This is a genomic window from Bradyrhizobium sp. MOS002, assembly GCF_003020115.1.
Lineage (GTDB): Bacteria > Pseudomonadota > Alphaproteobacteria > Rhizobiales > Xanthobacteraceae > Bradyrhizobium.
In genome coordinates this window covers 16,049-33,655 of sequence record NZ_PYFX01000025.1, presented here as the reverse complement: position 1 = coordinate 33,655, position 17,607 = coordinate 16,049, and the positions used below count along the sequence as shown (strand labels likewise).

Here is a 17,607-nt window from a genome sequence, read left to right as displayed (position 1 = left end):
TCGTCCGCGGACTCGAACCGCGGCTGGCGCCATGTCTTCAAGAGCGTGGCGCGGCACGCGGAAATGGACCGTGAAGTGGAAGGCTTCATCACCGGTTATCGGCCGAAAGACGCCAATTCGGGAAACGACTACGGCGACCATTGGATGCTGACGATGTCCAAGGAGATCGAAAAGTATCCGCGCTACGAGCTTGCCGCCTTTGATGGGCCTCCTATTCCACACAAGCGGCGTCGGCGCACCAACTTCTACGTCGCGGTCGCAAAGGCCGCGAAGGAAAGGCGCAAGGCGGCACGCGCGAAGCACGGCGCATGACGGCAGGCCCCTACAGCAATGAACAAGACGAGCAGGATCACTTGCAACGACCGAATCCGAATCTTTTCCACACGCAGCCGACCTTCCGGGCCGACAGTCCCGACCTTGATAAGCTGAAGGGCCAGGCGCAGTCCGATTGGACCTTGGACACCCCCGGTATCGGGCTCGCGCTCGCGCTCGACTATTACCGCTTCGAGGCATTCGCGACCAAGCACGAGCGCGACGCCCGCTGCGGCCCGACGAGCCATCGCGACGTGCGGTACCACGCGGCGACGGCGAAGGACCTCAAGCTCAACAGGGTGTCCCTGGAGATGATCGCGTGCGGACATAACATCGATCACCCAAGGTTCGACGAGGTCGTCACTCCACTGTTCGACGCTGCTTTCAGGCGGCTCATCGGGGACTTGGTCGAGGCCCCTAAGCACTCGGAGGGCGTGCTCGCTTCGTCCGAATCGTGATCGCGAGGGTGCGCTATTCGCTCAAAGCGGAAGCGGCGGGAGGATGGATCAAGTTTCCGGTCTTCGCGATGGCCGTTTTCGAGAAGGGAGATGCGGACACCATGGAACGCACCGTCGCATGGCTGGAGCATCGCATCGAACTCACGGCGTCGCCGTCTCTGTTCGACCCGAAGCCCAACTGAGGTGTCGCGCCCGGCGGGGAAACGGGCTGCATTCATCGGCCCGCAAGCGAGCGTTTACTGGCGTACATGAAGATCGACCGATGACATACGAACTGATCAAGGTCCGGCTACCCTATCGACAGTGCTGGAAGCGCAATCCACGGTTGCGGATACCGAACTGCTCCTGGTTCGAGGCCCAGATCGACGTCCGAATCGACGAAATCTCTGCGGTTTCCGCGCCCGTTGCATACGAGGTCAGCCTGGCAGCGCGAGCCGATCGCAGCGCATTTCACTACGAAATCAGGAGCTACGATAATCGGCTGTGGTGGCCGTTGGGAGGCGAACACAATCGCCTCGATCGCGAAACTTTCAAGCGGATGCTCGAGGCCGAAGGCAGCCGCTTAGAATACCTTACGCTGCTGGATCCATATTTTCCGGACTATCATGATGATTGGCCGCTACCGCCCTTTCCGGAAAGCGAATCCGAGAGGGTTGACCACGAACTCAACGATTTCGCAAACCGGGAAGCGGTCGCAAAGCGTGGCGCGGTGCAGACCATAATCTGCAATGGCGGAATATTCGTTTCGGCGGGCGAACCCCTGTTCTATTTCACGGGCGAACGTAAGCATCTCTTCCCGTGGGTGGGCGTCTCGGATGAAGATCGCGAGTGCGCCAACGCGAGCTTCGGGGGAACCCGGCCCTACCCGACTGCAGCGGAGAGATTGCGCGCGTCGTGGCTTCGCGTTCGCCATCGGAGAATTGGACGAAGGAATGCGGGCACTACGCGCTCGTGGCTATTCTTTCGAACAGAACTTTAGAGTTGAGATTCGTCTCGAACGCCACCAGCCGCAGACGGCTGTATCGATGTGTGCCCGGACTTTTGTCAGCTCGCTGTTCGATAGGTCGCGTGGAAACGATGACGTCGCCGAGGCCTTGCGCACGGGTGTTCCGATCCTGGGCAGCGTCGTGTATCTGAGCGAGGCTCGCAATCTTCGAGTAGAAGTATTGCGTCAGATGAGATCCAGCTCTCACCCCATTCTCTCCTTCAAAATGCGTCAGGAGAAGCGTGCGGCCGCGTTCATTTTGGACCGGCTTGAACCGCTCGGCCTCGGAGTTTCCCTCGCGGCTGAGGAGGACGAGGCGCTCGAAGCTCTCGCAATTTTTTGAGACGAGGTTGTTCGCGCGACTCGCGAACATGATGGACCAACCGGAACTAACGAGCAGGCCGAGCCAAATGAGTTAGGCCCGACAACGCATGAAGCGGTCAAAGGCTTCGCCCTTGGGTAGCTTTGCTGAATGGCGCTGCACTGGCACGGTTCGAAAGGCGGTGTGCCAGCCAACCTGATCTGCGGCATCGCGAATATATTTTTCGTGGATTCCCTCGACCAAGCCTGCAGTCATATTGAAGTGTCAGAAAGTGTGGGATCCGTCAGCGCTCAGGGATCTCCATCGCGCTATTTTGAGGTGCGCCTCATCCGAACTCCCTGACCAGATTCCTCGCTCTGGAAAATGAACTCTATCCCTGCCTTCTCGAACCCGGACCTGATCGCCTGCAGCGCATTCCTTCTGCGCGAGTCCTTCGAGAAGAGATCGTTCTCCGCTTCCAATTTGGAGATCGTTCTCTGGCTCAGCCCAGCCAGTTCTGCTGCCTCTGCCTGATCGAGACCAAGTAGTCCCCTGGCTGCGCGGATCATCGCGGGCGTCAAAATCTCATCCTCGTCCAACTCCGTCACCGAATCGCTCCTTCACGGTCGATTAAGGTTAACACGGAGAGATTGGGCTATAGCAGCACGAATTTGTTGCGATCTGCGTTTTTTGTGCTACCATAGCACAATCATCAACCGCAGAGAGATGAGACACTATGCAAGAAGTCGAGTCGCAAGTTCAGTCCGTTTCCGAAGCCGCGCTCGCGCGGAGCGCTCAGACGCTCGTGGCAAACGCCATCGGGTCCGCCTTCAACGAGGATCCCGTCATCGGCCCGGATCTCAGTCGTGCCATCTCCGTCGTGGGCTCCGTGGTCAAACGCCATGGACTCCTCCTCCAGAGCACTGCCGCTCACGCCTTGGCGGCGAGCGGACGCTTCGAGGTGCTGGTCGACGCCGAGATCCCGATCGTCGACGCCGCCAACGAACTGCTGCTCGCCCGCAACTCCATCGACGACTTGGCTCGGATCAGCATCCGCGCCGACGCCGCGGCCGAGCGCATCGTCACGATGGATCTCGCCGTGATCGACGAAGAGGTGGGCTGGGCGGGAATCTACGAGATGAAGCGCGGGAACGGCTTGGTCGACGGCCGCACCCGCCGTCCGATCGAGCATGACCTGAAGGCGGCGCGCTTGGTGTTGCCCTCGTACCTGGCGAAGCGGGGGTACAAGAACATCACGCGCGTGACGGCCGGCGTCATCGACTATTACGGCTCCGCGGGCTTCCACAAAGACCTCAAGATCTCTCGTGACGACTTGGACGAGCACTTCCAGGTGCCGGTCCGTGACTCTCTGGACCGGGTCACCTCGTGCCTCCGCGCGGCGCTGCTCTCGGAGATTCCTAACCTGTTCTCCACGGTGATCAAGGCGATCAACCGTGAGAATGGCCGGAAGGATGTCGCGACCTCCGCTGTCGGCTTGGTGCCGGACACGGCCCCGCCCGAAGACGCCATGGCACGTTTCATCAGCAACCGTCCGACCGGACCGGGGCCGCGCAAGCCGGCCGCCGCCGGCCAGATGGGCGGCGTGGCGTAGTTCCGTTCGGCGCCGCCGACGCTTTGCGGGGCGGCGCCGAGGATCGCGAAAGGAGATCAACATGAGCAGCAAGTCGTCGAATGCCGACAAGCCGACCCGCAACCGTCCATCGGCTTGGGATTATTCTCCCACGCGATGGTGGTCCCTCCTGCCGCCGTCGAGCTTCCACCCGGATGCGATCCGCGCAATGCGCTTCGTCGCGACGCAGGTCGAATTCTTCGGCGAGCCCCGTTGGAAGTCCGCGGTGTCGGGAGACGCCGAGAACGCGATTGCGATCGTGCTATCGATGAATCCGAGGGGGCCGTTCCGTCAGAAATTCGACGTGGCCATGACTGCCCTGGCGGCCTGCGCTTGCGAGGGCAGCGCCGCTTCCTGCGTGATCATCGCCAATGTCATCCTGAACCTGCCTCGGGCGGGCGACAAGGAATCCGAGCTCGCGGACGCCTGGGCAAGCGTTGCTTCAGCGACGCTGCGCCGCTCCATGCGGGGCCCGAAGTGAAATCCCAGCCTTGAGCTGTCCGCACGTCAACGATGTTGGAACGGTGCCGCCGCTGTTGCCTGTGACTTTTCGCATCGAGAGCTCCGCGGTCCCGAGAAAGACGAGAGGAAATTAACGTGAGTACCCAGCGTAAGATCTCCGATGAAAACGCCATCCCCGATTTCCGCTCGATGGACGAGATGTCCTTTAGGGCGCTCGGCTGGTGGCGCTGCACCCGCGCCGACAACTTCCACACGCCGTCGCTGGGTCAGATGAAGGCCGCCGTCGCCAACGTCTCGATGCTCGCCGAACCCCGCTGGCGCGAAGCGGCGTCAGGCGACTCCGCCGCCGCCATCGCTATCGTCATGGCGATGGGGATGCACAACTCCCAAACTTTGAAGTTCGATCTCTGCATGACGGCCCTGGTCATCTGCGCCTGCGAAGGCGACGCGGCGTCGTGCCTGGTCATCGCGTGGGTGCTCAGGCGGCTGCCGAAGGCGAAGACTCGGGAGAAGCGGCTCGCCACCTCTTGGACCGTGCGCGCGATGCGACCGCTCCTCGCGCGCGCCGGGCTGGAGCCCTGAGATGAGGCTGGGGCTGCAAATCGCGCTCGACCTGCACATCGACCACGCCGGCGGCTCATCACCGTTGCCGGAGAGCGTCGACATGGAGTTAAGGCAGTGAGCACCGACAAGGAAGACGAGCAGAGCCAGTCGCGCGCGACCAAGGGGTTCGTGGCTGCGTTGAGCGCGGCTGCGAGTGAACTTCCGGAGAGCGAACGGGATTCCGACGAAGATTCGGGCGACGACGACGCCGCGGATGCGATCGAAGAGACCATTCCCGATTCATTCACACCGCGCGAGGCGCTGGTCTCCGCCGCGTTCGCTGCCGCGCTCACCCCCGCCATCAAGGACGCCCTGAAATCGTCGTCCTCTCAGGCTCTCGTGATCTCGGTTCCGTCCGCGGCTTGGGTCCAGCCGTTGAAAGACCTTTTCGCGCGGCGTCCCTTCGGAAGGAAGTGGACGTGCATTGCTCGCGATGGGTCCGATCGGAAGGCACACCAACCATCCTCCGGCAACGCGGACGCCGCTACCGCTCTCGCGGCTGGAGCGTCGGTGGTCGGCGTCGCCGTCGCTCCAGAACAAATGCTTCCGTCGACGCTCGTCGGAGCCGCGGATTTCCGTTTGTCCTTGAAGTTCGAACCCAATATCGTCGAGGACGCAATCAGGAAAATCTACGGAAGCGCCTCGCAAGTCGAGCGGCAGGATCTCGTCGGCCTCGATCTGGAGGACGTAGTTGCGGCCATGCGACCCGGCAGCACCGAGCAGGATGTCAAGGCTCGCTTGTCTTCCGCAGCAAAGACGCTCGTGCGACAAACCGGCAGCGACGACGCGCCGCTTCTCGAGACGGCCGTCGAATACGGCGCCGCGAGGGACTGGGCGTTGGCCCTGGCGCACGACATGCGCGAGTATCGCGCCGGCAATTTGCCTTGGAGCGCAGTCGATCGGGGTGCGATCTTCCATTCGGCACCTGGCATGGGCAAGAGCGTTCTCGCAAGAAGCATCGCTCGCGCCTGCGAGTCGATGTTGATCGTCGGCAGTATGGGCGAGTTATTCGCAACCAGTTCCGGATATCTCGACGGGGTGATCAAGGCCCAGCGCGAAGTTTTCGCCAAGGCAGTCGCTGCGGCGCCGTGCATCCTTTTCATCGACGAGATCGACGGCCTGCCGTCGAGAGAATCGTTAAGCCCCCGAAACCGCGATTGGTGGATGCCGATCATCGAAGATTTCATGCTGCTTCTGGACGACGCCACGAGCGCGCGCCGCGAGGGTGTGGTTGTGATCGGCGCGACGAATCGGATCGAGGCGGTGGATCCGGCGATCCTGAGGCCTGGCCGGCTCGAGCGCGCCATCGAGATCACGGCCCCGGGTCCAGACGGCATTCTCAACATCCTGCGCTTTCATGTGCGCGGCAGTCTGCCGGAGGAGGATCTGCGTTCGGCGGCGGAGAAGCTGGATGGTTTCACGCCGGCTGAGATCATGGAGGTGGTGAGGAGCGCGCGCCGTGCGGCACGAATCGCCTCGCGTGAACTTTCCACCGAGGATCTCATGCGCACGATCCTGCCCCCAGTCACCATCCCCCCGACGAAACTCCGGCGCATCGCCGTTCACGAAGCCGGGCATGTTGTCGTCGCCATCGTTGCGGGCATCGGAAAAGTCAGGTCGGTCAGGATCGGCGGTCGCCAAGGCGCCGGGGGCGTGACTAGCGTTGCTCCCGCCTCGAGCGATCTCGTCACGCGCCAGTCGATCGAGAAGGAGATTCTGGGCACCCTGGCCGGGCGTGCCGCGGAAATCGTACTGCTCGGCGCTCCTTCGGGAGGGGCCGGTGGCAGTGATCGGTCCGACCTGGCGCTCGCGACTCGCCTCGTGGCGAGCATGGAACTTTCCCTCGGCTTGGGACAGAGCGGACTTGTCTTCGTCGGCGACGCCGACGCTGCCGTCGAGGAGCTGCGGCTCGATCGGACCGTCCGGAATCGGGTCGACGAAACGCTGCAGCGACTGCAAGCGCGGGCCTGCCAGATCGTCGAAAGTCATCGGGACCAAGTCTTGGCCATCGCCGACGCGCTGATCGAGAAAAGCTTCCTCTCGGGCGAAGAGATCGGAAAGATCCTGGCCGGCGTTCGCGCCGACGAGGGAGACCCCGTCGGCGTGGTCGATGCAGGAGGCATCCTCTCATGATGCCGGAGGTCACGGAGCACCAAGAGCTTGAGCGGCTCGCAGCCGTGCTCGAGAGCAGTGGCGAGTATCGGATCCTCAGGAGATTGCGTATGGCGAGCCCTGCGCTTCCACCCGTAGGAACGCCGATGCGGCGCGGCGTGCTCGTGGACGTCGAAACGACCGGTCTGGACTCGAGCAGCGACGAAATCATCGAGTTGGCGATGCTCGCGTTCGACTATTCTACGGACGGCTCGTTCGTCGCCCCTGCGAACTCGTTTGATCAACTGCGCGATCCCGGTCGACCGATTTCGCCAGACGTCACCAAGCTGACCGGCATCACCGACGAAATGGTCGCAGGCCGGAGCATCGACCGCTGCGCTGCGGAAGCATTCATAGAAGATGCGGTTCTGGTGATCGCTCACAATGCCGCCTTCGACCGCCGATTCTGCGAACGGCTCCTTCCGTCTTTTGCGGCAAAGCCGTGGGCCTGTTCGTTGCGCGAAGTCGATTGGGCTTCGGAGGGTTTCGAGAGCACGCGTCTTTCGGCTCTGGCCGCAGGCCACGGTCGCTTCTTCGACGGCCATCGCGCCCTGCACGATTGCGAAGCCGCGCTCGACGTGCTGTCGCGACCGCTGCCGCGCACCGGACGGACCGCTCTCGGCGTCCTTTTGGACTCCGCGCGCCGTCCGAGGTGGCGACTACGTGCGGTGCGCGCTCCGTTCCCCCAGCGGGAATGCTTGAAGGTCCGAGGCTACCGCTGGGAGGCTGCAAATGGTCCCGCACCGGGTGCCTGGTGCACAGAAACCGATGAGGAATCTTTCGAGGCGGAGTGCGAGTTTCTTCAAACTGAAGTCTATCGGCAGTCGGCGCCGCCTATCCAAGCGCGGCTCCTGACCGCTTACGAGCGCTACTCGTTGAGGGCCGACTGAAATCGGGCCCCTTCCCGTTTGCGATCTCTTCGACAGGCAAGGAAAAATTTTCCGGCAGCTCTCGACTCTTTTGTTCTTATTATGTTCTATATCGGAATGACCGACCGACCCGCGAGTTGGCGAATGCCCACGCCCAAGCAGATGGAAAAGTTGGCCACTCTCCTCGACAGGAAGGGGCGGCCGAAGTCCGGCGGATTGGCGCCCGATGCCAATCTGCCGCAGGAGTACTGGCAGGCGCTTCTGGACGATCCGCACGCGGAGCGCGCACCAGGCTCTTCGGTACGAAGGCTGCGATTGAGCGAAATGCCTCCGCACCTTCTCAGATTGTCCTGCCGGCGCTGCGGCCGGACGGTCGAGATCCAGAAGGCCGATGCCGTCCGACTCTACGGTTCGGAAGCCATATGGCGGGATGTCGGCCAACGTCTTCTGGACAACACGTGCTCTCAGCGGACCGGTCGCCACGAAGAGGACGGCTGCTGGCCGCAATTCGAGTAGGCGCCGGCGATGGCGCCGAAGCACCACCCCACGCCCCTCTCCGGAGGAGACCGCAAGGCACTCGCCAAGGAGCTTGGGAAGGCTCGAGCGATGACGACGATTCTGGCCGCCCAGTCCGCCGATGCCCGAGCCAAGGGGGAGGCGCTGATCGGGACGGCGGACAAGCTGCTCTGCGAAAGCTGGAACGAGCGGATGTGGTCGGACGGCGGCCCCATCGATCCATCCCCGACGATCGACCAGGCGATCAACGGCGGCTATAGCTGGCTCCAGATCGAATGCTCACGCTGCAAGGCCGCGCGCGACGTCGATCTGGCGGCGCTTACTCACCCATCGACGACTTTCGTACACGACCTAGCGAGCTGCTTGCGGTGCCGGAAGTGCGCCAAGGCGGGCAAGCGACCGGCTGCCACCCTGCTACAGTTGGCCTGGCAGCCACGTCATACTCGAACCGATCGCTGAAGATGTGTAACCTCCATTCCTATAGGACCAGCCAAGCGGGTGCGGGTGTAGTGAGAGTGCTCGGGATATGAGCCCTCCCGCCCCTCCCCACGTCGTACCCCTCACGTCCGAACAGACCGAGACCGCGGAAACGCTCCGGCTGCTTCTCGGAACCGCCGTGGCCAATCGCTACATCGACTTCTGCCAGATCGTCGGCGGCACGCTACCTCTACTGGCGAACCTTCCGCCCGCTGCACACGCTCTTCGCGAGTTGGAAGGGCTCGTCCGCGCGGTTCTAGCGGCGCCGATGGACGCCATACCGACGGAAAGCGCAGATTCCGAGAAAACCAGGAACGAGGCCTTGGAAGCCCTGAAGGCGTTCGGGTACGACAATGAGGTGTTGGAGAACGTCTCCAAGCAACTCAAACCCCGGCAGAACCATCGATTTCAGATCGAACGCATCAGCGATCGGCTCGGATTGGCTCTCGACTCCGAGGTCGTGTCGAACTGGCTTCTCCTCCGCGACATCAACAAATCCGTCCACCAACGAAATTTCGACAAGGGGCTGCGCGTCGACGAAGAATTTCGACGGAAATTCGCTCGTCCGATGGACGTGGTGATGCGCGGTATCGCCCTCGCGCTGCAGGGCCGCTACGCAGCTCTGCTCCAGAGAGCGATGGAAATCGCGGCCATGCCGGCGGCACAGGGCATAAAGGCTTTCGTCGCCGAAGTCCCCGGAGCCGGACAGCTTCAGTACAGGTTCTACGACAGTCTGACGTCGGAAGACTGGTTGCCTCACCTTCGGAAGAAGGGGCTACTCGGCGAACCGTTCTTCACGCCGGAAGAGGACGATACCGGCTTTCGGCAATGGTCGGTCGGACGGTATCTACTTCGAATGGCCGCATCTCCGAACGCGTCGACACGCGCCATCGTCGTCGGCGCGATCCGCGCATTGGCACGGTCCACACATCCGGACGTGCTGCTCTCCGGCGTGGAGATCGCCGCTGCGCTCCCCGCGGACGACGCCGCCATGCTGGCGGAAACGATTTCCGGTTGGCTTGTGCCGGGCGAACGGTTCTTCCTGCTGCATCCGGCGGACATAATGAAAAATCTCGCTCACGCAGGTTACGGAGAGGCGGCGCTTCGGATCGCCGCCGCCTTCTTCCAGGTCTTCTCCGAGGACGACCGTCTGGCCACGCTGCACGACCATTTCATGTACGAACACTTCTTTTCGGAAACGGCGACGGACCTCTTAACCGCCGCGCCTCGGTCTGCAGTGGAATTGTTCTGCGATCTGCTGCATCGAGTGGCCGTCATTCGCAAGTATCTGCCTGTCGACGAACACGGTGATCTCTCGAATCATCTTTTCGGCGACATCGACGAAAATCCGCAGCACCGCGACATTCCGACGGCGCTCGCCGCCGCCATCGTCGATGCCGCCACCCAGGCGACCCGTGTCGACGGATCGAAGGCGAACGAGGTGGTCGCACGTATCCGCTCTCGCGAAGGCTTGGCGTTCGAGCGCATCGCTATGCGCGTGGTGGCGTCCTCGCCCGGGAGTCTGCCTGAATTGGCTACGTGTTACTTGACGGACGCCGACCTTATCGGAGCGTCTTGGTGCCGGACCGAGCACGACCTGATCGCCAGGGCGTGGTTTCCGTCACTCGGTGCCGAGAAGCAGCAAGCGATCCTCGATCGCGTGGACTCGTTCATCGACGAAGACCGCTGGGCGAAATGGTTCGTCGAAGTCCATCACCGGGAACCGAACGAACGGGATGCGCGAGAACATCGGTTCGCAACCGTCCACGATATCGTCGGTGGTTGGTGCGACGCTCTACCCGTTGAACGCCGACGCGCGCTAGAGGCCGGCGCCGCCGAGTTCGGCACGCCGAGCGACCGCTATCATCGGTTCGTGGGATTCGTGAAGAGTCCCCGGTCGAGCGAGGACATGAGTGCTGCCGGCGTTGACGCGACGATCTCCTTCCTTCGCAATCGCGCGCCGGATTCGGATCGGGAAGCGGCGCGCGAGACGACGGCACTGGCCGGCGAATTCGGAACCGCGGTCTCTGCGGATCCTCTCGCCTATTCGAAGAGCGCGATCGAGGTCATCGACCTTCCGCCGATCTTCGTGCGGCGCTTCCTCGAGGGCCTGGACACGCCGGCCTTCAATGGTGCCGCGGTAGACTGGTCGTCGCTCTTGGCTTTCTTGACGATCATCGTCCGGCGGTTGGGAGAGCAGCCCGAAGGTACCGAGCGTTATCCACTCCTGCGTGCATGCATCGCGCTGATGGTGTCCGGACTCAGCAAGACCGCGGCCATCGATATTCGAAATCGCGGTGAGGTCATCTCATTGGCGACGGCGCTGGAGGCGATCGCGTCCACAACTCCAGAGCCCGACGAAATGCGAAGGCTGCCGCAGCCCCCGTCGTTCGCTGCCGCCCGGCAGAGGCTGAGCGGCGGCATTGTCGAATTGTGCATCCTCGGCCTGAATTGGCTTCATGCGAACGGAGCCGTATCGACAGCCGACCCGTCTATCGCCACGCCATCGCTTACCGAGACGCTCCGGGGCATGCTGGTTCAGTTCCTGTCCGATCGAAACGTCGAGGACCCTGCGCCCCGTATGGTCATCGGCAGATATTTGAATTGTCTCTATCGAATCGAAGGGCGCTGGCTCAGGGATCGCCTGACTTCGTTGCTGCCCGGGGGCGACGAGCCTCTGCGTGAATATGCCTGGTCGACGCATCTGCGAGACGACGCCGGCCCGATCGGCGACTTCATCGGGGAGCCGTCCTACCGCGACTGCTACTTCGGCGAGATCAGGAAAATGTCGTCGGGGCACACCAAAGTCCGTGAGACGAACGACCATCGACTTACCGGGTATCTGATCACTCTGCATGTCAGAGGGACGTTACCGGAGGAATTGTTGAAACTCTTCCTGGAGAGCGCGCCGATGTCCGAACGACAGGACGCGATGCGCCTCATTGGCCAAACGATCGGGTCTGCTAGGCCCGAATTCTCGGCCTTGAAAGAGCGCGCCGAACGCTACTGGTGGCGGCGGCTTTCCGCTGCCAAGGCAAGTGCCGACCGGAGTCGCTACGCCAACGAAATCGGGTCCATAGGCCTCTGGTTTCTATGGAACGTCGACGTGGACTGGCTTCTCGAACAGCTTACGAACGCGGTGGCCGCTGGCTACGCTCCCAACGACCTCTATATCATTTTCCAGAAACTCTCGGGGCTTGGGGAGGCGAAGATCGACAAGGTGATCGAGGTGCTTGAAGGGATCGCGACAAACCCGTCCGTGAGCCGATACGCGCTCATGGTGCAGCCGGCCGAGCTCCGCAAGATGCTGACCGCCGGCAAGGTTTCGCAAAGCGAGAAGACACGTCAGCGGGTCGAGCGGATCATCAACGTGTTGGCATCCAAGGGTGTCGACTCATTCATAGATCTACTCCGCTAGAAGCATCTAGCTTGAACGCATTGCCCGTTTCGGAACCATGGACATGTGCAATCTCTATTCGATCACCACCAACCAGGCCGCCATCAGCGCGCTGTTCCGCGTCGTCAACCGGTACGTCGGCAATCTGGCGCCGATGCCGGGCGTCTTTCCCGACTATAAGGCCCCGATCGTCCGCAATGGCGTTGATGGCCGCGAGCTCGCGCTTGCCCGCTGGGGCATGCCGTCGTCTTCGAAAGCCTTGATGGATGCGACGAAGAAGCGTGCCGAGAAGCTGCAGGCCAAGGGCAAGACCGTCGACTTCAAGGAATTGCTCCGAATGGAGCCGGACGGCGGCACCACCAACATCCGCAACGTGAAGTCCAAGCACTGGACGCGATGGCTCGGCGTCGAGAATCGCTGCGTGGTGCCGTTCAACTCGTTCAGCGAGTTCAACAAGGCCGAGGGCGGCGACATCTGGTTAGCGCTCGACGAGACCCGGCCCCTCGCCTGCTTCGCCGGCATCTGGACCAACTGGACCTCGGTCAGAAAGGTCAAGGAAGGCGAGACCACCAACGATCTCTACGCCTTCCTGACGACGGAGCCGAACGCCGAGGTCGGCGCCATCCACCCCAAGGCGATGCCGGTGATCCTGACCACGTCCGACGAGGTAGAGACCTGGATGACCGCGCCGGCCGACGAGGCGCTGAAGCTGCAGCGGCCCCTTTCGGACGGGACCCTGCAGATCGTCGCACGGGGCGTGAAGGAAGATCCATCGAACCAGACCGTGCCCGGATGATCAGCGTCTCGAAAGCCGGCAGCATGCGGTCACCGGTCATCGTCGTTGGTGGTCTTGCCTTCAAGTTCGCGCGAAACGCGCGGGGACGGGCCAGCAATCTGTACGAGGCGAGGCTCTATCGAAGCGTGAATGCCACGCGGCGAGGGTTACTGTGCCCGGTTCTCTGGGTCTCGCGAAATGGCTTCGTGCAGATCATGAAGGCGGCGAAGCCGCTGTCCGAAATGATCAGCTTGGACGAGTACATGAATGTCGTCGATATTTGGGATTACATACCTGGAGAGGATAGTTGTCCCTTCGAGCCGAAGGCATCCGATTGGGGTTGCCTCGAAGGCCGAATGGTGGCGCTCGACTACTCGACCCCAGCGTGGGAAGCCGACGAACGAACCTGCTTCCCCGTGAGGCCCTCTGGCTTGGACCCGCCGGAGATCATTCCGTTGAAAAGCCGCTCAGGCGGCGCATCAAGAAAAATTCTGATAACACGAATTTTCCTTGCTCCGTCGGACAAAACAGTGGTTCATAGGGTGCTGGCCTAGCAGATGAAGGAGCCAGCCCGATGGCGAATGATGTCGATACCTCCTCGGAACTTTCCAAGATCGCGAAGCTAAACGGCGACTTCCGAAAGAACTACGGCATTTTCATCGGAGCGATTCTTTACCTTCGCACCGTAGGCGCCGCCCGCCGGAGCCCTTGGCTTTGGGCCGGCCTTGCTTCGTTTGCTTGTTCGGCGGCACTGACTTGGTTGGGACGACATGGTTGGATTTCGCCAACTTCTCCATGATCGCTATGATCAACTCCTCCCTCCCGGCGCAACGGACCCCGCGCTGTCGGCGGAGGGACTCGGATGAGATCCAAACATAGCGTCCGGCCTGCGGCGGGGACGGCAAGAGCACATAGTCCTCGATTTTCTTATTCGCCGCATCCAGCCGCATTGCAGCGAGCAGTCCCGATGAGACTTGCCCTCAGTAGGCCTTCCACTGCGGCGCGTGGTCCTCGCCACGCTGCGCCAGTCGTCGCGCGACGAGAAAGGAAATCACGCGCACGCCTCCGACTTCGAGGCCTATGCCGTTCACAACGAGTTCCGCCCGGAGGCCGAAGTCGTTCCGCAGCACCTCCGCGAGTTCGGTGGCATGCTTCGCTTGTTCGGAGACCCAAAGCTGTCTGGTGTCGATCCAATCGCAGTCGCGCGGCGACACATATCCGATCAGCGCATAGGCTTTCCGCAGCGAACCGAAGTGCTTCACGTACGACGAGACGTGATTGAGACCCAGAGTCTTATTTATGATGTGCGAGTTGAGTTTACCGCGCCGGCGGAGCGTGAGACGAAGGCGCAACAGCATCCCTTCTTCCGGAATCTCCACGCGGCGCTCGGCCAGCAGCTTCTGGGCGCGAGCGAAGATGCTTTGGTCAACGATAGGCTCGATCGCCGCAGCGCCCCGGACCCAAGCGCTATCCGGATTCTTGACCAGCTTCTGGCCCAAGCGTCTTGAGGTGCGATTGTAGACGGTCTTGCCGATGTAGTTCTCGTTCCCGAGAATCGTGGGAATCATGCCGTCGGTCCAGGGCCGACCGTTGTGATTGGCGATGCCTGCGTCGTTCAGTTGGCGACTGATGTCGCTGTAGGATTGCCGCCAGTTGACGAACTGATCGAAAATTTCCCGGATCACAGCGGCCTCTTCGGCCGAGCCGTGCTGCAACCGAACGCGATCCGATTGCAGAGCCTTGAATTGCCCCTTTGCGAGAAGGGCCTTCGGATGCTCGCTTTCGTCGACCATCAAGCGTCGAAGGCCGTAGCCTACGGGAGCGCCAACGCGATATCCAAGGCTTGCGACCCGGCAGTGTCCGGCGTGCACCTTGACGGACAGCTCCCGGCTCCACTCGGCGGCCATGCCGCGCTTCAGGCTTTTCGCGATCCCGGAAACAAAGGTGCCGTCGTTCTTGAAGATCTCCGCGCAGTATTCGACGTGGACGCCGCTCCTTTTGCACAGGAATTCGTAGTAGGCACTCTCGTCGACATCCTGGAACCGGCCCCAGCGACTGACGTCGTAGACGAGGATGTGGTCGAAGTCGGCTCGGCCCGATTGCACATCTTCGATCAGTTCGATGAGACCAGGACGTCCCTTGATCCGGAGGCCGCTGCGGCCTTCATCGCGATACGTGCGGACGATCGTGAGCGTGTTCGCCTCGGCATAGGTTGCAATAGCCGCCATCTGGTTCGTGATCGAGTAGCGCTGGAGCTCCCTCGACATTCGAACGTACTGCGCAGCACGGCGCGCTCGGGTCCGCCTCGCCAAGCTTGTCCCTTGGGAACAACGAGCCAGTTACCCATGCACCCCTCCTGCCACTTCAGAGGTACCCGCGAGTGCAATTACACCTTCCGCGGTCGGGATAGCAACGCTGAACACCCTGCAGAGCCTGGGGCGCGCCTCATGCCGTTGCCGGAAGGTGGCGTTGTGCACAGCGCCGCGGAACACGGGGACAAACCTCAGCCCTGCCGATTGCGAATCCCTGCTGCGTGCTAACCGCCCGGAACGAGAAGACGGGCGAGAGGATTCGTCCGTGCAGGAGCAAGCTCGATGCTGATGACCAAGGAAAGACGGCCGGCGACCCGGACGCTGCGCGGCTGGGCCATCTCCGTGCTGCAGGAGGCGGGCGCAATACGCGAATGCGAGGAGCACGGCTGGGCGAAGGATTGCGCCGATCCGCACGCGCGGGAACGGGCTTTCGATATCGCCAGGCACGATCCGCCGCCCGATATTTCGCCGCAGTCAGCACTGAACGCACTCGCAGTAGTGTTGGACGGCATAGGCGATACCTGCCCCGAATGCGACTAGGCGGCCTTTTCCTTTGGCCGGCTGGAGGATGGCCGCATACGGGCGAGCTCCTGCCAAGCCATCGCAAACCGGATCAGGCGTTGCCGCTCCGGCCCGTGGACGGCCACGGCAAGCTTCATCGCCGCTTCCGCCTCGCGCTGAGGATCGTAGTCGCCGTCCATCGCAGGGAAATGTAGCCGCAGATCGTAAACGATCCGGTGAAGTGATCTCCCGTAGAAATCCGGGGCGTCAGCGAGAGGGGACCGCGCGGCGGGGCCCTACCTTGGCGACGCGATCGTCACCGTCTCCTCCATGATCTTCGTTTGGCCGCCTTCACTGACGAGGATCGCAGTGTAGTAGCCGTGCAACGGCTGATCACCGACCTTGGCCTGCCACTCCCCCACGTTGAACACGAAAGGGCCCTCCGAACGCGAGTGGACGCGTCTGACGGAGTAGTCGTGCAGGCCAATTTTCAGGGCATCTGAGAATCCTCGTCGGATAGCGGTCCGGCCCTCGAAAATGCCGCTCGAGTCACCCGGATGGCGCTCTCGGTGAATGCCCCCGCCATCGCGTCCACATCGCCGCGGTTATAGGCCGCCGCAAAGTCCTTTTGGAAATCGGAAACGGTGCTATCCGGGGACCGATCTTGTTGGGCGGTGGCGCGGTACGGCAAGGTCGCAATCAAGCAGAGGATAGCCAGAAACATTCGGAGCTTCATGATTCCTCCCGGTGTTCGTAGGACCCTCTAGGCCGACCTTCGCCGAGCCCCTGACGCGGGCTTCTTCGCTGCGGTCTCCTTGGCCGGCTTCTTGCCGGCGATCGGCATCAGCATCTCCTTCTGACCGGTCGCCGCCTTCTTGGCTTTCTTGGCGGGCTTCTTCGAAGCCTTGCTCTCCGTCGCTGCGCCGCCGACACTCTTGCGAAGCGCGTCCATCAGGTCGACGACGTTCTCGCCGCGCGGGCGCTCCTTCGGCGTAATCGGTTTGCCGGCCCGCTTCTGGTTGATGAGATCGACCAAGGCCGTTTCATACTGGTCCTCGAACTTGTCGGGCTCGAAGTTACCGGCCTTCTGCTCGACGATATGCCGGGCCAGATCGAGCATATCTTTGGTGACTTTGACGTCCTGGATGTCGTCGAAATATTCCTTTGGGTCCCGCACTTCATACGGGTACCGCAGCAGGGTGCCCATCAGCCCCTTGTCCAGCGGCTCCATCGCGATGATGTGCTCGCGGTTGGTCAGCACCAGGCGCCCGATCGCGACCTTCTCCATCTCCCGGATGGTGTCGCGGATCACCGCAAAGGCGTCGTGGCCGACTTTCCCGTCCGGGCGCAGGTAGTAGGGTCGGATCAGGTACCGCGGATCGATGTCGCTGCGGTCGACGAACTCGTCGATCTCGATCGTCCTGGTGGATTCCAGAGCGACGTTCTCGAGCTCCTCTTTGGTCACCTCGATGAATGTGTCGGTATCGACCTTGTAGCCCTTGACGATGTCCTCGTTGGGCACCTCGTCACCCGTGTCGGCGTCGACCTTGAGATACTTGATGCGGTGGCCGGTCTGCCGGTTGAGCTGGTTGAACGAGATCTTCTCGCTCTCCGAGGTCGCCGGGTAGAGCGCCACCGGGCAGGTGACGAGGGACAGACGAAGGAAGCCTTTCCAGTTCGCGCGGGGGGCCATGGGTACGCAGCGCTCCAGGATACGGGGACACGGACTCAAGACGAACGGGGCGGCGCGGTTCCGACACCGCCACGGGCCGTCCACGGAACTCAAGCCTGCCCCCCGCAGCGGGCGCCAGCGACACAGAGAGCCGACGCTTGACTCTATCGAACAACACAAGAACAT

22 protein-coding genes are annotated in these 17,607 nt (G+C 62.1%); 16 read left to right on the top strand and 6 right to left on the bottom strand.

Going from position 1 to position 17,607, the window contains the following annotated elements:
* Positions 1-75: 75 nt before the first annotated feature.
* From C7G41_RS33995 to C7G41_RS33975, 5 genes are all read left to right on the top strand, one after another.
* Positions 76-312, top strand: coding sequence for a hypothetical protein (locus C7G41_RS33995; RefSeq protein WP_146159854.1), 237 nt, complete (start codon positions 76-78; stop codon positions 310-312).
* Entirely contained in the window at positions 309-770 is a 462-nt protein-coding gene (locus C7G41_RS33990; RefSeq protein WP_106946615.1) for a hypothetical protein, read from the top strand. The genes C7G41_RS33995 and C7G41_RS33990 overlap by 4 nt, the downstream gene beginning before the upstream one ends.
* Positions 771-778: 8 nt before the next feature.
* Positions 779-952 (top strand): hypothetical protein, encoded by a 174-nt coding sequence (locus C7G41_RS37510; RefSeq protein ID WP_158268071.1) that lies wholly within the window; start codon positions 779-781, stop codon positions 950-952.
* Positions 953-1,032: 80 nt separating this feature from the next.
* A complete protein-coding gene (locus C7G41_RS33980) occupies positions 1,033-1,749 on the top strand; it encodes a hypothetical protein (protein WP_106946613.1) in 717 nt (238 codons plus the stop codon).
* Positions 1,703-2,098 carry a hypothetical protein gene (locus tag C7G41_RS33975; RefSeq protein ID WP_146159853.1) on the top strand — a complete coding sequence of 132 codons (396 nt, stop codon included), beginning with the start codon at positions 1,703-1,705 and terminating at the stop codon, positions 2,096-2,098. The genes C7G41_RS33980 and C7G41_RS33975 overlap by 47 nt, the downstream gene beginning before the upstream one ends.
* Before the next feature lie 287 nt (positions 2,099-2,385).
* Here C7G41_RS33975 and C7G41_RS33970 read toward each other — a convergent pair whose 3' ends face one another.
* Positions 2,386-2,664: a helix-turn-helix domain-containing protein gene (locus tag C7G41_RS33970; RefSeq protein WP_106946611.1), complete on the bottom strand. Its 279-nt coding sequence runs from the start codon at positions 2,662-2,664 to the stop codon at positions 2,386-2,388.
* A gap of 128 nt (positions 2,665-2,792) precedes the next feature.
* Between C7G41_RS33970 and C7G41_RS33965 the strand changes: the two genes are divergently transcribed.
* From C7G41_RS33965 to C7G41_RS33920, 10 genes are all read left to right on the top strand, one after another.
* Complete coding sequence (locus C7G41_RS33965) at positions 2,793-3,668, top strand: hypothetical protein (RefSeq protein WP_106946610.1); 876 nt, start codon at positions 2,793-2,795, stop codon at positions 3,666-3,668.
* Between the two features lie 61 nt (positions 3,669-3,729).
* The gene (locus C7G41_RS33960) at positions 3,730-4,167 is read left to right on the top strand and encodes a hypothetical protein (protein ID WP_106946609.1); all 438 of its coding nucleotides are present in this window, start codon (positions 3,730-3,732) and stop codon (positions 4,165-4,167) included.
* A gap of 116 nt (positions 4,168-4,283) precedes the next feature.
* The gene (locus C7G41_RS33955) at positions 4,284-4,730 is read left to right on the top strand and encodes a hypothetical protein (RefSeq protein WP_106946608.1); all 447 of its coding nucleotides are present in this window, start codon (positions 4,284-4,286) and stop codon (positions 4,728-4,730) included.
* Between the two features lie 96 nt (positions 4,731-4,826).
* Positions 4,827-6,884 carry an AAA family ATPase gene (locus C7G41_RS33950; RefSeq protein WP_106946607.1) on the top strand — a complete coding sequence of 686 codons (2,058 nt, stop codon included), beginning with the start codon at positions 4,827-4,829 and terminating at the stop codon, positions 6,882-6,884.
* A complete protein-coding gene (locus tag C7G41_RS33945; protein ID WP_106946606.1) occupies positions 6,881-7,792 on the top strand; it encodes a 3'-5' exonuclease in 912 nt (303 codons plus the stop codon). Before C7G41_RS33950 ends, C7G41_RS33945 begins: the two co-directional genes overlap by 4 nt.
* 96 nt (positions 7,793-7,888) lie before the next feature.
* Complete coding sequence (locus C7G41_RS33940) at positions 7,889-8,287, top strand: hypothetical protein (protein ID WP_106946631.1); 399 nt, start codon at positions 7,889-7,891, stop codon at positions 8,285-8,287.
* A gap of 9 nt (positions 8,288-8,296) precedes the next feature.
* A complete protein-coding gene (locus C7G41_RS33935) occupies positions 8,297-8,746 on the top strand; it encodes a hypothetical protein (protein ID WP_106946605.1) in 450 nt (149 codons plus the stop codon).
* A 157-nt stretch (positions 8,747-8,903) separates the two neighbouring features.
* Positions 8,904-12,182 carry a hypothetical protein gene (locus tag C7G41_RS33930; RefSeq protein ID WP_146159852.1) on the top strand — a complete coding sequence of 1,093 codons (3,279 nt, stop codon included), beginning with the start codon at positions 8,904-8,906 and terminating at the stop codon, positions 12,180-12,182.
* Between the two features lie 43 nt (positions 12,183-12,225).
* Entirely contained in the window at positions 12,226-12,957 is a 732-nt protein-coding gene (locus C7G41_RS33925; protein ID WP_106946630.1) for an SOS response-associated peptidase, read from the top strand.
* Positions 12,954-13,490, top strand: coding sequence for a hypothetical protein (locus C7G41_RS33920; RefSeq protein ID WP_106946603.1), 537 nt, complete (start codon positions 12,954-12,956; stop codon positions 13,488-13,490). Before C7G41_RS33925 ends, C7G41_RS33920 begins: the two co-directional genes overlap by 4 nt.
* Before the next feature lie 426 nt (positions 13,491-13,916).
* On the opposite strand, the gene C7G41_RS33910 is transcribed toward C7G41_RS33920, so the two are convergent.
* Positions 13,917-15,248, bottom strand: coding sequence for a recombinase family protein (locus C7G41_RS33910; protein WP_306768082.1), 1,332 nt, complete (start codon positions 15,246-15,248; stop codon positions 13,917-13,919).
* 282 nt (positions 15,249-15,530) lie between these two features.
* On the opposite strand from C7G41_RS33910, the gene C7G41_RS33905 reads away from it, so the two are divergent.
* Positions 15,531-15,788 carry a hypothetical protein gene (locus C7G41_RS33905; protein WP_106946600.1) on the top strand — a complete coding sequence of 86 codons (258 nt, stop codon included), beginning with the start codon at positions 15,531-15,533 and terminating at the stop codon, positions 15,786-15,788.
* Here the strand turns inward: C7G41_RS33905 and C7G41_RS38050 are convergent.
* The 4 genes from C7G41_RS38050 to C7G41_RS33895 all read right to left on the bottom strand — a co-directional run bounded on the left by C7G41_RS38050 (position 15,785) and on the right by C7G41_RS33895 (position 17,442).
* Positions 15,785-15,949: a hypothetical protein gene (locus tag C7G41_RS38050; protein ID WP_199198757.1), complete on the bottom strand. Its 165-nt coding sequence runs from the start codon at positions 15,947-15,949 to the stop codon at positions 15,785-15,787. The two genes, C7G41_RS33905 and C7G41_RS38050, sit on opposite strands and share 4 nt — an antisense overlap.
* Before the next feature lie 96 nt (positions 15,950-16,045).
* Positions 16,046-16,180: a hypothetical protein gene (locus C7G41_RS38895; protein ID WP_306768081.1), complete on the bottom strand. Its 135-nt coding sequence runs from the start codon at positions 16,178-16,180 to the stop codon at positions 16,046-16,048.
* 59 nt (positions 16,181-16,239) lie between these two features.
* Positions 16,240-16,485, bottom strand: a complete 246-nt coding sequence (locus C7G41_RS33900; protein WP_106946599.1) for a hypothetical protein — start codon at positions 16,483-16,485, stop codon at positions 16,240-16,242.
* Between the two features lie 27 nt (positions 16,486-16,512).
* Positions 16,513-17,442, bottom strand: coding sequence for a Ku protein (locus C7G41_RS33895; protein WP_106946598.1), 930 nt, complete (start codon positions 17,440-17,442; stop codon positions 16,513-16,515).
* Positions 17,443-17,607 lie beyond the last annotated feature (165 nt).